Here is a 16,656-nt window from a genome sequence, read left to right as displayed (position 1 = left end):
AAAATTATAACATAACCGCATAAGTAGTGACAAGAAAACTTTTCAAGTTGAAATGCTGTACAAATGCCGATATACCACGTTTTAAAACAGCGACAGCTGGTTTGATTCCGGTAATCCACGGAAGCAGCCCATCCCGTTCAGCACCTCAACAATCGTTTTACTTGCCTTCGATCTTTGCTGAAAATCCTCAATCGACAGGTACTCGCCGTCGTTGCGGGAAGCCGCTATATTGCGTGCGGCATTTTCTCCAATGCCCGGAATCGCCGCAAACGGAGGCACGAGCGAATCGCCATCGACCTGGAATTTTGTCGCATCCGAACGGTACAAATCAATCGGTTTAAAAGAGAAGCCGCGCGCTGTCATCTCAAGCGCCATCTCGAGCAGCGAGATGCTCGCTTTCTCTTTAGGTAGCGCCGCAAAGCCTTTTTCTTCAATTTCAATCAGCTTGCGTTTGATTGCATCGTAGCCTTGGCACAAAATTTCAAGGTCAAAATCCTCCGCGCGAACGGTAAAATAGGTCGCATAATAAGCAATCGGATAATACAGCTTGAAGTAGGCTGTCCGCACCGCCGAAATAACATAGGCCGCGGCATGCGCCTTCGGAAACATATACTCAATGCGCAAGCAGGAGTCAATGTACCACTGCGGCACTTTGCAGCGCTTCATCTCTTCGATCCATTCGTCGGAAAGCCCCTTGCCCTTACGCACGCTCTCGGTAATTTTAAAGGCCAGACCCGCATCCATACCCGCCTTGTAGATTAAATAGAGCATAATGTCATCCCGGCAGCCGATAACGGTTTTGATGTTGCAGGTTCCCTTCTTAATGAGCTCCTGTGCATTGCCGAGCCAAACGCCAGTTCCGTGGGACAAGCCGGAAATTTGCAGCAAATCGGCAAAAGAAGACGGCTGCGTCTCCTGCAGCATTTGCCGAACGAACTTCGTACCCATCTCTGGAACACCGTACGTGGCTACAGGCGTGCGAATTTTCTCAGGAGAAACATCAAGCGCTTTGGTCGAATTGAACATGCTCATTACTTTAGGATCGTTCATCGGGATCGTCGTTGGATCAACATCAGTCAAATCCTGAAGCATCCGCATCATCGTCGGATCATCATGCCCGAGTATATCGAGCTTAAGCAAATTCGTCTCAAAAGCATGATAGTCAAAATGGGTCGTCTTCCATTCTGCATTTACGTCATCGGCCGGATATTGGACAGGTGTTACATCCTCTACCTCGATATAATCCGGCACAACGACGATACCGCCCGGATGCTGGCCTGTGCTGCGCTTGACGCCCGTGACACCAGCTGCCAGTCTGGACAGCTCGGCGCCGCGCCATTTTTTACCGTTCGCTTCTTCATATTTCTTGGCAAAGCCGAAGCCCGTTTTCTCCGCTACTGTACCAATCGTCCCTGCCCGGAATACCGCTTTTTCCCCGAACATCACCTTCGTGTAATTATGGGCAATCGGCTGGTATTCGCCAGAGAAGTTGAGATCGATATCGGGAACTTTATCGCCTTTGAAGCCAAGGAACGTTTCAAACGGAATGTCCTGACCTTCGCCCTTTAGCGGCTCACCGCATTTTGGACAAGATTTGTCGGGAAGGTCAAAGCCGCTCGGTATGCTGCCATCGAGAAACCATTCGCTATGCTTGCAAGCTGAATTTTGGCACATATAATGCGCTGGCAGCGGGTTAACCTCGGATATGCCGAGAAACGTAGCTACGACGGAGGAACCAACCGAACCCCTGGAGCCGACCAAATAACCATCCTCATTCGATTTTTTCACCAGACGCTCGGAAATTAAATAGTTGGCGGCGAATCCAAATTTAATAATCGGCACAAGTTCTTTCTCCAGACGGTCTATGACGACTTGCGGCAGGTCCTCGCCATAAAAGCCTTTTGCTGTATTGTAGCAGGTGGTGCGGATCTCCTCTTCCGCTCCCTCCATAATCGGCGTGAACAATTCCGGCGGGAACAGGTCAAACGGCTCAAAGCGTTCAGCGAGCTGTACCGTATTGGTCACAACGACCTCATACGCCCGCGCTTCTCCAAGGAACGCAAATTCCTTAAGCATTTCATCGGTCGTGCGGAAGTGGGCATCCGGCTTGCGCATATCTTTGAGCGGGCTAAAGCCCGTTATGCCATGGATTGCAATGTCGCGGAACAGCTTATCCCGCGGATTCAAGTAATGGACATTGCCTGTTGCAATAACCGGCTTGCCCAGCTCATCAGCAATTTGGCACACACGGCGATGTGCTTGCTCAATTTCAGCACGGCTGCCGACGAGCCCTTTGTCCACTAAGTGCATGTAAAAATCAATCGGCTGAATTTCCAGCACATCATAAAAGCGCGCGACTTCTACAGCTTCCTCGTAGGATTTATTCAGCACCGTTTCGTAAAACTCGCCTTTTTCACATCCGGATATGACGAGCAGCCCTTCGCGCAGCTCCACCAGCTTCGTCCTCGGAATGCTTGCTACCCGTTTAAAATGCTGCGTATGGGAAAGCGACACAAGCTTATATAAATTTTTCTTGCCGACCGCGTTCAGTGCATAAATACAGCAGTGAAACGGGCGACTGTTCGATAAATCGATACCCACATAATCATTTAATTGATGAAGGCCTGTCACATTTCGTTCTGCCGCATCGCCAATCAAGCCGAACAATACGCCGCCCAAGGCGATGGAGTCGTCAATCGCCCGGTGATGGTTTTCCAAACTGATTTTGTATTTTGCCGACAACGTATTGAGACGATGGTTTTTCAAGCTTGGATGCAAAAATCTTGCCAACTCCAACGTATCAAGGACCGGGTTTTTAATTTCCGGCAGGCCAAGCGATTTGCAGTTTGCTTGCAAAAACCCGATATCAAAGCGAGCGTTATGGGCAACGAGTACGGTATCGCCAATAAATTCAATAAATTCTCGCAGCTTCGGCTCGAGCTCCGGCGCATCCTGTACCATCTCATCGTTAATATTCGTCAATTGCTGAATATGATAAGGGATTTTCTCATGCGGATTAATGAAGGTGGCGAATGTCGCCACTTCTTTGCCATCTTTCATTTTCACGCCGGCAAGCTCGATAATTTTGTTGTTAATGACCGAAAGTCCCGTCGTCTCGATATCAAAAACAATATATTCGGAGCCAGCAAGCGGCTGCTCCCGCGGATTAAGAACCATCGGGACCGCATCATTTACCACATTAGCCTCCAGGCCGAATAATAGCTGAATGCCGTTCTTTTTCGCAGCTTTGGCTGCTTCTGGGTAACATTGCACGTTGCTGTGATCAGTGACCGCCATTGCTTTATGTCCCCATTTGGCTGCCATCTTTACATAAGCATCAATAGGAGCCACCGCATCCATTGCGCTCATCGTCGTATGCAGATGAAACTCTACCCGCTTCTCCTCTGCGTTGTCTTTGCGCTCCGCCGGGGCATGAACCTCATGCAAATCATTCGGCATCATGACAAGCTCCGGCTCCTGCATAAAGCGGTCATATTCAACTCTGCCTCGCGCCTTCACCCATTTGCCGTTGGACAATAGATCCAGCACTTTAACATCATCTTTTGTTTTGGCGAACATTTTTAGCGACAGGGAATCGGAGAAATCGGTCAGGTTGAATGTAAAAAGCGTGCTTCCGTTGCGCAGCTCCTTCTTATCGAGTCCGAAAACGGCTCCTTGCACCGTTACTTTCTTCTCTTCTTCGCGAATGTTCATCAACGGAACCGGCTCTTCACGTATGTCATATCCGACCGCTAGTCTGGCTGGCGGCTCGCCATCATCGCCCAATTCCTCAGCTGCCGCGCTGGCCATAATTTGCTGAATGACCTCGCGTTCCTCAGCTACCCGGCGCTGCTCGAACTCTTCGTAAACCTCCGCTTTAGCTTCGCCAACGGCAAGCTTTACTTTATAGCTTCGACTAAATTGCCGCTCGTAAAAGCGAGTAATTTCTTCATCCATCCGCTTTTTGCGTGCCAGCTCCAGTCCCATTTCATCCAGCATCAGCAGCGTAATAACATCGCCTTCCGTCGTGATCGTTGCTTTGAGAAGCCAACCGTTAACCGATGCAATTTCCTGCTGCGCCCACTCTTTGAAAAGCGGCCAATATTCGTCCGCAAGCTCTTCTGAAGAAAGCTGCTCATCGTATATAAATTGGAACGACGTATCGGCAATATGAGCAAACTTTTGCTTGACCGCCTGGCATAATCCACTATAGGCCTTATAAGGAACCAAAGACGTTTTGCGAATGCAAAACGTCCACTTGCGGTTGTTTTTGGCGACTACAACCTGATCTATATAACCATCCTGAAAATAGGATTGTATCATTTCCTGCGGTAATTCCGACTGCTGCAGCAGCAGCTCAAAGCGCTGCCTCTTGTTGTCGGTTTGGCTCATGATTTTATCCACTCCTAACGCTCGCTGGCTTATTTTCGCTGTTGCAATGGGTACGGATCGGCTCGGTTGAGGGGAATCGGCGCTGCGTGAAAGGTTTGGCTTACGATCGCCATTGCTTTCGGATTTCTTCAATAATCAAGCCGCATCAGCGGTTGAAATCCAAAAGCAAAGCTTATGCTTACGAAGCTGCTTTCCTTCGGAAAACTCTAACGCTAACGCTTCTCCAGCTCAAACCTTTCACTCCGCTTGCCCCCTTAACCTCGCTCTCCCCCTGCAAAAACCGTCGTATAAGCGCTCGCTAAGCCAGCACTTCTCATAGAAGCAGGGAAATGGTTGATTCCATTTCCCTGCCTTGAAATTGCTTTGAAATCAGCATAACACATCAAAACACAATACAGAACAATAAAATACAAATTAAAATGAAAGAAAAAGCGAAAGATTCTGTTGCGTACAATGCACTTCAAACATTAGAACGAAGACGGTCTTTTGCTATAGGCGAGCTCCTTCTAGTAAGCGCGAGCGAAAACGACTGTATGCTCGGCGGCGTCGCCGCAAACGAGGCATGTACTCTTTTTCTCGGCAGGCTCGAATGGAATGTTGCGGCTTGTTGCGCCCGTCTCTTCCTTGACCTGCTTCTCGCATGCTTCCGAACCACACCAGCCTGCAAGCACAAAGCCGCGCTGCTCCTCTTGCGATGCCTTCATTTCATCCAGCGTATCTACCGAATAGAAATGATCCTCGCGGAACTGCTTCGCTTTCTCAAACATCTCATTATGGATTTGTACAAGCATCGCTTCCACTTCAGCGACAAGATTAGCCTGCTCGACTACCTTCTTCTCGCCGCTAATGCGGGATACGAGTACAACTTGTCCATTTTCCATATCACGTGGCCCCAGCTCCAGACGAAGCGGAATACCGCGCATTTCATATTCATTGAACTTCCAGCCTGGGCTAACGTCGGAACGGTCATCTACCTTGACGCGAACACCCGCGTTTTTAAGCTCGGCATACAGCTCGTCTACCCGGCCAACGACTTGGTCGCGTGTTTTCGCGGGGCCAATTGGGATCATAATAACTTGTGTTGGTGCGACTTTAGGCGGCAAAGCAAGACCACGATCGTCACCATGCACCATAATCATAGCACCAATGAGACGAGTACTCACACCCCATGAGGTCGTGTGGGCAAATTGCAGCTGATTTTCACGATCCAAATATTTAATATCAAAAGCTACGGCAAATTTCGTTCCCAAGTAATGAGAAGTTCCCGCCTGTACGGCACGGCCATCCTTCATCATTGCTTCAATCGAATACGTATCTACAGCGCCCGCAAAACGCTCTGAAGGCGTCTTTTGTCCTACGATAACCGGAATGGCCAAAAACTCCTCGACGAAGTCACGGTAAATGCCCAGCATTTGCATCGTTTCCTGACGCGCTTCCTCTTCGTTTTCATGCGCCGTGTGGCCTTCCTGCCATAGAAATTCGCTTGTCCGCAGGAAAGGCAGTGTGCGTTTCTCCCAGCGGACGACATTCGCCCATTGGTTAATGAGCAGCGGCAGGTCGCGGTACGATTGAATCCATTTCGCATACATATGCCCGAACATCGTCTCCGAGGTTGGGCGAATAGCAAGGCGCTCCTCAAGCTTCTCACCCGCTGCTTCCGTTACCCAAGGAAGCTCAGGATTAAAGCCCTCGACATGCTCCTTTTCCTTCTGGAAAAAGCTTTCTGGAATAAAGAGTGGGAAATACGCGTTGCGATGTCCGGTTTCTTTAAAGCGGCGGTCCAAATCGCGTTGAATATTTTCCCATAGCTCATAGCCTTCCGGGCGAAAAATAATACATCCGCGCACCGGTGAATAATCCATAAGCTCGGCTTTTTTGATGACATCAATATACCATTTCGAGAAATCCTCGCTTTGCGGCGTAATTTCCGAAACAAATTTTTTATCCTTAGACATAAAAGGTTAAGACTCCCCTCGCACCAATCGCAAAATATCGTTATAGGTTACTACCAGCATCAGCAGCATAATGAGCGCAAACCCGACGAAATGAACCATGCTTTCCCGGTTCGGATCAATTGGTCTGCCGCGCAGCGCCTCCAGCCCGAGAAAAATAAGTCTGCTTCCATCCAGTGCTGGAATCGGCAGCAGGTTGAAAATCCCCAAATACAAGCTCAGCATGGCGGTCCATCGCGTCAATTCAGCGATTCCCTGCTTGGCAATTTGGCTGGTCACCTCTGCAGTACGCACAGGCCCGCCCAAATCATCCAGTTTAAAATCCCCGGTTACGAGCTTCTTAAAGCCTTCGAAAATAATAACGGTCATCTGCTTCATCAGCTTACCCGCGCCAGTTACCGTTTCTGTAATGGTTGCCGTGCGCGTCTTGTAAGTAGCAGTGATGCCGACTTTACCGACTCCTTTGTCATCCGAAGCTGGCGTCAGCTCTATCTTCTGCGCTACGCCACCTCGCACAATGTCCATTTGAATCGGCACCCCAGGCGAGCTGCCAATAATCTCAATCATTTTATCATAATCCGTACCAATCGGCGTACCATTAATTGCCTGAATCATGTCGCCGCTTTGCAATTGGGCCTTTTCAGCCGGCATCCCCTTGCTAATCGAATCAACAAGCAAATTTTCCGGTGTACCCGCGAGTTGAATATAAGCGCCACACAATACAAACGCCAGCACAAAATTCATAAACGGACCAGCAAAAATAGCACGTGCTCTCGCAGCTACCGATTTGCTGCCGAACTGTCTGTCCAGCGGCGCAATTTGCGTTTCTTTGCCTTTGGTAATCATCAAAGCTTGTGGATGCAGCGAAAAACGTTCCTTCTCGCCCTCAATGTCGAGCGTAACGAACAAATCCCTCTCCAAGTCTATCTGAGTCACTTCGCCACGAATGACGCCGCTGCGCTCATCCAGACGGTCCAGGTACAATCTCGTCACCTTATCGTCTTTAAGCTTGATGGCAATCGTCTGTCCCGAGGCAACGTCCACAATTTCCGGATCCTCGCCTGCCATACGGACGAAGCCACCTGCCGGAACGAGGCGAATGGTAAATCGCGTTTCACCGCGCTTAATGGAAATGAGCTTAGGTCCAAAACCGATGGCAAATTCCCTAACCAATATCCCTGCTCGTTTGGCAAAATAATAGTGGCCCCATTCGTGGATAGTCACGATTACAAAAAACACGAGCACGGTTAATAAAACAATCTGAATCGTCTCCATATAGAGCCTCCTGTTCGTAACGGCCTGTACATAGATTATCATTATTCTCCTACCCGTTACAAGAGAACCGCGAGGCAGCGCACAAGTTACACAGTAGCAGCCATTTGACGTGCCCAGCTGTCGACTTCAGCGATAGCTTCCAGAGTATCGACCACCGTTACAGGATGGCGAGAGAGCACTTCCTCAATCGTACGCTCAATATCCAAAAATTCAATTTCGCCAGCAAGAAACCGGGCCACCGCTACTTCATTTGCCGCATTATATACCGTTGGTGCTGATTGTCCCGCCTTGCCGCATTCGAAAGCGAGACGAAGGCACGGATACCGTTCAAAGTCCATTTCTCGAAAATGAAGCTTGCCAATCGCGGCCAAATCAAGCCGGCCTGTTGGTGTTGGATAGCGATGCGGATACGTCAGCGCGTATTGAATCGGCACGCGCATATCAGGAAGCCCCAGCTGCGCAATTACGCTATGGTCAGTAAACTCCACATAGGAATGAATAATGCTCTCTGGATGAACAAGAACATGGATTTGATCGTATGTAACATCAAACAGCCAGTGGGCTTCAATGACTTCCAGCCCTTTATTGGCCATTGTGGCAGAATCGATTGTGATTTTAGCCCCCATGGACCAGTTAGGATGATTCAGTGCTTCCGCCACAGTAACGCCCTTCAATTGCTCGCGCGTGCGATCGCGGAATGAGCCGCCTGAGGCAGTCAGCGTAAGCTGGTTAAGCGATCTGCGATCTTCTCCGTTCAAGCATTGAAAAATAGCCGAATGCTCGCTATCAATCGGTATAATCGAGACGCCCTTCTGCTTTGCCCGTTCCATCACAATATGGCCCGCTGTTACGAGCGTTTCTTTATTTGCAAGGCCAATCATTTTGCCCGCTTCAATTGCGGCAAGCGTCGCTGGGAGCCCTCTGCTGCCCATAATCGCCGTAACGACAATATCGGCTTCCGTCTCTCCAGCAAGCTCAATCAAGCCCTGCTCGCCATAAATGACCCGAGTTCCCGCAGGCAGCGAAGAGGCAACCGCTTCAGCCGCTTCCTTCGTTGACAAGCAAACGATGGATGGCTTGAAGCGGATCGCCTGCTGAATAAGCAGGTCCGTATTGCTGCCCGCCGATAAGCCGACAACCTGAAAACGCTCCGGGTCGTTTGCAATAACATCCAGCGTTTGCGTGCCAATGGAGCCTGTTGAGCCAAGAATCGTTATTTTTTTCATCTCAATCTCCTCTGACACTCGGATTAGACATGTGCTTTTTGCATATTTTACAAATTACATAGGGAGCAGACCGGAGAGCACGATCAACGGAAACACGATAATCCAGCTGTCGCAACGATCCAGAATGCCGCCATGCCCAGGCAAAATGCGGCCTGTATCTTTTATATCACGTACTCGTTTGTAAGCAGATTGAATTAAATCACCAAATTGTCCAGCTACAGCGGCAAGGAGCCCAATCAGGAGAGCTTCGCCAAGTACAATGACGTCGGGGAAGAAAAAAGCTCCGATAGCCGCCACAACAAGCGACAGCACAACGCCTCCGAGCGCCCCCTCAATCGTTTTATTTGGACTAATCGACGGCCAGAGCTTGTTTTTGCCAAAAGCCTTCCCAGCAAAATAGGCGCCAATGTCTGAGGACCATATGCAGCCAAGAAGCAAAAACGTCCAAAACAAGCCATGATCATCCATCTGTCTAACCGTATTCATCGCTCCAAAGCCCATGCCAACGTACAGTGCACCAAGCAGCATAAGCGCCGCATGGTCTATCGTTGTTTTGTTTTTGGTCAAGACTGTTAAAGCGAGCAGCAGGAATGCCAGCACCCAGGTAATAAACATGAAGGATGGCGTCTCTACCCCAATCAAGTTCCATGGTAGCACAAAAAACAGCACACCCGCGTATCCGAGCAATGAAGCCGGATGAGCCCAAGCTTGGCCGTTCATCTTGACATATTCAGTAAAGCCTACCATCGCGAGCAATACGAGCAGGCCGGCATATAGCCAGCTTCCCGCTACTGCAAGCGCAATAAAAAATGCGCCTGCTACTACTCCCGTCACTATTCGCTGTTTCAATGTATAGGTCACACTCCGTTATCGAAGCTTATAGTCCGCCATATCGCCGTGCGCGCCGTTGATACTCCTGAACCGCTTCTTCGAAATGGGTTTCCGAAAATTCAGGCCAATAGACGTCCGTAAACCACATTTCGCTGTAGGCAAGCTGCCAAAGCATAAAATTGCTTAAGCGCAATTCTCCGCTTGTACGAATCAGCAGATCAGGATCTGGAAGGTCGCGGGTCAGCAAATGCGAACTCATCACATGATCATCTATTTGGTCACAGGTGAGCCGTCCTTCTTGCACATCCGCTGCGATCTCCTTGATCGCTTCAAGCATTTCCTTGCGGCTGCCATAGTTTAGCGCAAAAGTAAGCACGAGTCCCGTATTATTTGCCGTCTTGCTCATTGCTTCGTCCAACGCTTTAATCGTAAAGGAAGGGAGATCCTCCCTGTGCCCCATGACGCGAACCTGAACATTTTTCTCCATTAAATCGTCTATTTCAATTTCCAAAAATTGCTGAGGGAGCTTCATCAAAAAATCAACTTCATCTTTAGGCCTTTTCCAATTTTCCGTCGAAAAAGCATAAAGCGTTAAATATTCAACGCCGAGCCGGTCTGCTGCCATCGTAATGCGTTTGACCGCTTTCATGCCGGAATGATGACCCGCTATTCGCGGTAATCCACGGTCTTTGGCCCAACGCCCGTTTCCATCCATAATAACGGCGACATGCTTAGGCACGTTGCCCGATTGTGGCTGCGCTGCCGGACGTGGGGACGATTTGCTAAATTTAGCCCAAAGTCGACTGATCATCTTCGTTCCTCCAACCCGGATTTAACAAGCGTAAACGGCTGCCACCGTACCAAATAAAAGGCAGCTTGTGTTTCGCGATGATATATAAGGCACTTTTATAAAATAAAAGCCTTATATTTAAACCAAACCCCACCTAACGGAGGGGCTTTAGTGAAATTATACTTCCATAATTTCTTTTTCTTTAGCTACCAATACTTTATCCACTTCTACGATAAAACGGTCCGTCAACTTTTGAATGTCATCTTGATGACGACGGGACTCATCTTCGGAAATGTCCGTTTTCTCCAGCTTTTTCACATCGTCATTCGCATCGCGACGGATGTTGCGGACAGCTACCTTCGCTTCTTCACCGAATCTTTTTGTCATTTTGACAAGATCGGTACGACGCTCTTCGGTCAGTGGCGGAATCGAAATGCGAATCATTGAGCCGTCATTAGCTGGCGTTAAACCAAGATCCGATTTCATAATCGCTTTTTCAATAGCTGCAAGAGATGTTTTGTCCCACGGCTGAATCATCAGCGTACGGGAATCCGGCGTGTTTACGTTAGCCAGTTGTGCAACTGGTGTCATTGCACCGTAATATTCAACTTGTACACGATCAAGCAAAGACGCTGATGCACGGCCTGCACGCAGGCTGGCCAAATCGCGGCGCAGCGCACCGATCGCTTTCTCCATACGCTCTTCGGCATTTTTCTTAATAGCTTGAGGCATTATTTCGCACTTCCTCTCACAATGGTGCCAATTTTCTCGCCCAGCACAACCCTCTTAATATTATCCTGCTCTGTAATTGCAAATACAACGAGCGGAATATTGTTGTCCATGCATAGCGAAGATGCTGTCGCATCCATAACACCAAGATTTTTATTTAATACTTCCATGTAAGTAAGCTCTTCAAACTTAACCGCAGTTGGATCTTTGAATGGATCAGCCGAATATACGCCATCCACTTTATTTTTAGCCATCAAAATAACTTCTGCTTCAATCTCAGCAGCACGCAAAGCAGCTGTCGTATCTGTTGAGAAAAATGGATTACCTGTGCCAGCAGCGAAAATAACAACGCGTCCTTTTTCCAGGTGGCGAATAGCACGACGTCTAATGTACGGCTCAGCGATTTGCTGCATAGCAATCGAGGATTGTACGCGGGTTGGCACTTCAATTTGTTCCAATGCATCCTGAAGAGCAAGAGAATTCATAACTGTAGCCAGCATACCCATGTAATCCGCCGTTGCGCGATCAATCCCTTTAGCAGTTCCTGCAATTCCACGCCAAATATTTCCGCCGCCTACAACAATGGCAACTTCAACACCGAATGCTACGACTTCCTTTACTTGCTCTGCAATTGAAGCAATAGTCGAAGCCTCAATACCGTAGCCGTTATTTCCTGCTAACGATTCGCCGCTCACTTTTAATACTATACGTTTAAACACGGGTTTTTCCAACGTTGCTTACCTCCATGAATGAATCTAAAGCGCTTAGATTGCATCCGGTTATCAAAATATAAAGTTTCTCCGCTTACGAAAGCAGGCGAGGCGGACGCCCCGCCCCGCCTTTGCGATCGGTTTACAGTTTAGCTTGCGACATAACTTCTTCTACAAAGTTATCAACTTTTTTCTCAAGACCTTCGCCCAGCTCATAACGAACGAAACGACGGATTGAAATGTTTTCACCAATTTTGTTGATCTTCTCGTTAAGAAGCTCGGAAATCGTTTGGTCTGGGTTTTTGATGAACGATTGCTCAAGCAAGCAATATTCTTCATAGTATTTGGAAATACGGCCTTCAACCATTTTATCAACGATTTTCTCAGGCTTGCCTTCGTTAAGTGCTTGTGCACGCAAAATTTCGCGTTCTTTTTCAAGCTCATCGCCAGGAACTTCTTCGCGGCGAACGAATTTAGGGTTTGCAGCAGCGATTTGCATCGCGATATCTCTTGCAAACTCACGGAATTGGTCTGTTTTAGCAACGAAGTCTGTTTCACAGTTAACTTCAACTAGAACGCCAATACGGCCGCCAGCGTGAATGTAGGATTCAACAACGCCTTCTGTAGCGATGCGGCCAGCTTTGTTTGCTGCTGCAGCAAGGCCTTTCTCACGAAGGAATTCAATCGCTTTCGTGATATCACCATCTGTATGATCCAAAGCTTTTTTACAATCGAGCATTCCTGCCCCTGTTCTTTCGCGAAGTTCTTTTACTGCACTCGCACTAACTGCCATTTTGAGCCCTCCTGAAGGTTTCGATTTATTTATTTACTTATTTAGGTATTCGTAAAAAAAGGACGGTGAGAGGCTTTCACCTTCTGACCGCCCTTCGCCTAATAGCTTACGTTTATTGAATTAAGCAGTTGTTTGCTCACCTTGGTTAGCTTCAACAATTGCATCAGCCATCTTGGACGTAAGCAATTTAACCGCACGAATTGCATCATCATTACCAGGAATGACATAGTCAATTTCATCTGGATCGCAGTTTGTATCAACGATACCTACGATAGGAATTCCAAGTTTGCGTGCTTCAGCAACAGCGATACGCTCTTTACGAGGATCGATGATGAACAAAGCGCTAGGCAACGATTTCATGCCTTTGATACCGCCAAGGAATTTTTCCAAACGGTCTTTTTCTTTGCGAAGAATAATAACTTCTTTCTTAGGAAGAACTTCGAAAGTGCCGTCCTCTTCCCATTTCTCCAAAGTTTTCAAACGGTCAATACGTTTTTGAATCGTTTGGAAGTTAGTCAGCGTACCGCCGAGCCAACGTTGGTTGATGTAGAAGTTTCCGCAACGCTCAGCTTCTTCCTTAACGGAATCTTGAGCTTGCTTCTTCGTGCCGACGAACAGCATAGTGCCGCCCTCTGCAGCGATCGAGCGAACGAAGTTATAAGCCTCGTCAACTTTTTTAACTGTTTTTTGCAAATCGATAATGTAAATTCCGTTTCTTTCAGTGAAGATATAACGATCCATCTTCGGGTTCCAACGACGAGTCTGATGACCGAAGTGTACCCCAGCTTCAAGTAGCTGTTTCATGGAAATAACCGCCATTTCTTCAACACCTCCTGATAATGGTTTTTTTGTAGTGCCCTCCGCCGACGTCATCTTTCGCTAAAACTTCCACTTAAGCAGAAGCACCGTTAACGAAATTAATCAGCGTGTGTTTTTAACACCGTCAATTAATATACCATAACTGCATGCCGTACGCAACAATCTCTGGGCGAAAATTACCGCTTTCCGCCATTTTATTGTGAATTAAAAGCTTTTACTTCCTCTGGCGTCATCGGCTGCGTCGTAATAGTTGTAATAACTTCCGTAAGCGAAGGATTCCCAGAAAACAAAAAATAACCGGCGCGAACCAGTTTCTTTTCTTGCTTCATTTTGCGGATAAATGCCGCTTTATCACTAATAAGCTGCTCCTTGGCCAGCAGCTCAGACGCCGCAGTCAAATTCGTTCCTGCCTGAATGCGAACCATTTTGCGAATGGTATTCCCGCCCGTGTCCGCAGTAGCTGAAGAATTATCTGCTGGCGCTGCTGTTGGCTTTGGGGAGGCAGTGGCGGATGCTTGCGGAGCAGAGCTTTGAGATGGCGTTTGTTCAGGTGTTACCGCTGGTGAAGGCGAAACTGTTGCTTCGCTTTCTTCCTTTATGCTGCTCGTTGCCCGCTGCGCTTCGAGAATCGCATCGACTTCACTTTGCGAATATATCTTTTCCTCTTGCTCAGCACCCGCACTGTCGCGATTACTTAGCTTTTGCTGGCTGGATTCGCCAATGATCATCATTTGGAGCAATAATGCGCCGATAATAATGCCAATGCCAAGCCCGGTTAAAAAAAAGCGATTTTTAAACACGGGCACTCTCCTCCTGTTTCGCAAGCTGAAGGATAAGCTGAACCTCGCCCTTGTTCATGTTCATTTTTTTAGCAATAGCCTCAATAGACTTGCCTTGCTGATGAAAGTCAAACAAATCTGGATAACGCTGCTGAATCGTTTGCTTCGCTGGCGGAGCTGGCTCTTCTAGCTCCTCAGGCTCTTTCTGGAACACAGCAGAAGCAGGCGTAATGGGAGCATCAACCTTGACTAGCGGCACCTGAGCTGCTGGCACCAGCACTGCGGTAGTTTTCTGCTGCTCAAAAAGCTGCTCCATTGCGCTATATTTCCGCTCCAGTTCAGCTAAGCGCTCCTCGCCGCGCCGTGCTTTAGCACGTGCTTCCTCTTGCGACTGCACAATAAGTGCAGTAAGCTCCCGATTGTCCTGCTCCATGTTTTCCATAAACTGTTCCAGCGAAACTTCCATATTATTAACGGCTTGAGCGGCTACGGGTTGTTTCCTTCTGGGCAAAAGCAACCCAAAAACAACGACCACTGCGCCAAGCAAAACTATGTATTGCCAGTTAGACATAATTGCTCCCACCTGCCTTTAAAGCGAAATATCTACATGATGTCCCTTATAGGGATGCACAGGGGGATGGTTTTCTTCATGCTTGTCCTGTTCATCCTGTTTTTTGCGTTTGCCCTTGCGTTCATCAGATTGCTTGCTTGTTTCTTGATCCTGACGAACGTTCAAGCCAGCAGAATGCTCTACTTCCGTATTTTTGTGGCGAACAAGCTCGGTCTGTGCAGCTTGCTGCTCGGCAAGCTTCGTCTGGTCCGACATCGGCTTATGGTTCATCTGGCCTTGAAGACCGCTAGACTCCGGTGTACGAGGAACCGATATTTGCAAATCAATAGGTTTGAAAGCCATCTTGATTACCTCCCTATTGGGTCAGCTTGCACAAGTTTTTACGAACGGTAATTAACCTGCGAGATGTCTCCATCTAAATACTGAAAGGAAACACGCTGCAACGGGTCCTTAATATATTTCGTATATCGGCCGATTACGATTTTGATTCCGCCATAAATCGTGTTATTGACGTCAACTCCAGCTTGATCGCTATCTTCCAGCGTACGCTCAATGTCCAAAATCCGTTCACGGAACTGCTCGACTTCCGTTATCGACTGCCGTTTAGTCGCACTTAGCTTAATGCGCATGGCCATTTTGTCATCGGTCAGCTGCCCAAACGCAGCCAATTGATCCAAAATCACAAGCGCTTTATCCGCCTTATCCATGCTCTCGTTATGCTGCTTGAGTTTTGTGCGCAATTCCAGCAGCTCCGAACGATGCTCCGGCTTTACACCTACTTCAACTACTGTCGCGGTAGACATTGTATTGCCGATTGTACGAGCTTTAACCCGCTCACCCGCTTGAATACTACCACCAACAATTAGTCCTTTGGTTCCGGAACAAATGACGTTTTTACCAGCCCGAACATTCGAATGCATAATGCTTTGCGATACGAGCACATCATCGCCCGCAATAACATTGCCGTCCTGGATAAAGGAGCATTTCACGTTTTTGCCGGCTTTGACAAAACCTTTGTTGCCAGCCATTATGCCGCCCGTTATTTCAATAGAGCCTTCAGCGTCCAAATCAGCGCCCTCAACACCGCCAATGATGCGAATATCCCCGGCAGATTTGATGCGGAAGCCGCTTAGCACATTCCCACGGATGACTACGGTACCGACAAAATCAATATTTCCTATTTTATAATCTACGTCGCCATTTACTTCGTAAATAGGAAATACATTGATTTTATCCTTATCCGTCATCGTAATGAGTCCGTCCAATGCCGCATACATCGCAGTTTGCTCATTGTTCAGTACGACATTTTTTCCTATTTTAAAACGCGCTGCCTTGCCTTCTTTCGAAGCAACCTCTTCCCCGGTTACCGTCTTGCCCGGCTCACCCGCTTCAGGATCGACCAGTTCAGCAATCAGCTGGCCGCGCGTCACATTTTTCAACTGCGTCATTTCCTTGAAATCTACGGTGCCATCCTCATTTTCAGCCGGGCGTCGCTCTTTGCTCTTCATATCGTAAATGAATTGAATAAAGCCATCCTTGCCAACTCCAGCAGACTTTCCTTCAGCAATTAAAGTTTGCTCTTTATAAAAAGCGAGCGGATTGTTACAAATGTTTTGAAGGACGCCGGGCACAATTCCGACACTCACTCCACTACTTTGCACAAACTGCTCTAATTGTTCAACCGTGCATTCGAAATCATCCGTCAATCGTTTAAATGTCAAAAATGCTGACATTTTGTCTGCGGATATTTGAACGCTCATAATGGTATCTAATAATTGACCTTCCATTA

General features: G+C 47.9%; 14 protein-coding genes. All 14 read right to left on the bottom strand.

Annotated elements, in window-relative coordinates; translation table 11 throughout:
* Positions 1-81: 81 nt before the first annotated feature.
* A complete protein-coding gene (locus tag WH37_RS11810) occupies positions 82-4,392 on the bottom strand; it encodes a PolC-type DNA polymerase III (protein ID WP_046230751.1) in 4,311 nt (1,436 codons plus the stop codon).
* A gap of 506 nt (positions 4,393-4,898) precedes the next feature.
* Positions 4,899-6,347, bottom strand: coding sequence for a proline--tRNA ligase (gene proS / locus WH37_RS11805; protein ID WP_046230750.1), 1,449 nt, complete (start codon positions 6,345-6,347; stop codon positions 4,899-4,901).
* Between the two features lie 6 nt (positions 6,348-6,353).
* Positions 6,354-7,619, bottom strand: coding sequence for an RIP metalloprotease RseP (rseP, locus tag WH37_RS11800; RefSeq protein WP_046230749.1), 1,266 nt, complete (start codon positions 7,617-7,619; stop codon positions 6,354-6,356).
* An 86-nt stretch (positions 7,620-7,705) separates the two neighbouring features.
* A complete protein-coding gene (locus WH37_RS11795) occupies positions 7,706-8,845 on the bottom strand; it encodes a 1-deoxy-D-xylulose-5-phosphate reductoisomerase (protein WP_046230748.1) in 1,140 nt (379 codons plus the stop codon).
* A 54-nt stretch (positions 8,846-8,899) separates the two neighbouring features.
* On the bottom strand, positions 8,900-9,694 hold the full coding sequence (locus WH37_RS11790; protein WP_046230747.1) for a phosphatidate cytidylyltransferase: 795 nt from the start codon (positions 9,692-9,694) through the stop codon (positions 8,900-8,902).
* Positions 9,695-9,722: 28 nt separating this feature from the next.
* Complete coding sequence (locus tag WH37_RS11785) at positions 9,723-10,487, bottom strand: isoprenyl transferase (protein WP_046230746.1); 765 nt, start codon at positions 10,485-10,487, stop codon at positions 9,723-9,725.
* Between the two features lie 156 nt (positions 10,488-10,643).
* Complete coding sequence (frr, locus tag WH37_RS11780; RefSeq protein ID WP_046230745.1) at positions 10,644-11,198, bottom strand: ribosome recycling factor; 555 nt, start codon at positions 11,196-11,198, stop codon at positions 10,644-10,646.
* Positions 11,198-11,926 (bottom strand): UMP kinase, encoded by a 729-nt coding sequence (pyrH, locus tag WH37_RS11775; RefSeq protein WP_046230744.1) that lies wholly within the window; start codon positions 11,924-11,926, stop codon positions 11,198-11,200. The genes frr and pyrH overlap by 1 nt, the downstream gene beginning before the upstream one ends.
* Before the next feature lie 121 nt (positions 11,927-12,047).
* The gene (gene tsf, locus WH37_RS11770; protein WP_046230743.1) at positions 12,048-12,698 is read right to left on the bottom strand and encodes a translation elongation factor Ts; all 651 of its coding nucleotides are present in this window, start codon (positions 12,696-12,698) and stop codon (positions 12,048-12,050) included.
* Positions 12,699-12,818: 120 nt separating this feature from the next.
* Positions 12,819-13,517 carry a 30S ribosomal protein S2 gene (gene rpsB / locus WH37_RS11765; RefSeq protein WP_046230742.1) on the bottom strand — a complete coding sequence of 233 codons (699 nt, stop codon included), beginning with the start codon at positions 13,515-13,517 and terminating at the stop codon, positions 12,819-12,821.
* A 194-nt stretch (positions 13,518-13,711) separates the two neighbouring features.
* Positions 13,712-14,317, bottom strand: a complete 606-nt coding sequence (locus tag WH37_RS11760; RefSeq protein ID WP_046230741.1) for a hypothetical protein — start codon at positions 14,315-14,317, stop codon at positions 13,712-13,714.
* Complete coding sequence (locus WH37_RS11755; RefSeq protein WP_046230740.1) at positions 14,310-14,867, bottom strand: hypothetical protein; 558 nt, start codon at positions 14,865-14,867, stop codon at positions 14,310-14,312. The genes WH37_RS11760 and WH37_RS11755 overlap by 8 nt, the downstream gene beginning before the upstream one ends.
* 18 nt (positions 14,868-14,885) lie before the next feature.
* A complete protein-coding gene (locus WH37_RS11750; RefSeq protein WP_046230739.1) occupies positions 14,886-15,209 on the bottom strand; it encodes a hypothetical protein in 324 nt (107 codons plus the stop codon).
* A gap of 38 nt (positions 15,210-15,247) precedes the next feature.
* Positions 15,248-16,654, bottom strand: coding sequence for a DUF342 domain-containing protein (locus WH37_RS11745; protein WP_046230738.1), 1,407 nt, complete (start codon positions 16,652-16,654; stop codon positions 15,248-15,250).
* Positions 16,655-16,656 lie beyond the last annotated feature (2 nt).

The organism is Paenibacillus algorifonticola (genome assembly GCF_000971975.1).
Lineage (GTDB): Bacteria > Bacillota > Bacilli > Paenibacillales > Paenibacillaceae > Pristimantibacillus > Pristimantibacillus algorifonticola.
The sequence above is the reverse complement of the archived record's forward strand: the minus strand, read 5'-3'. Positions and strand labels throughout refer to the sequence as shown.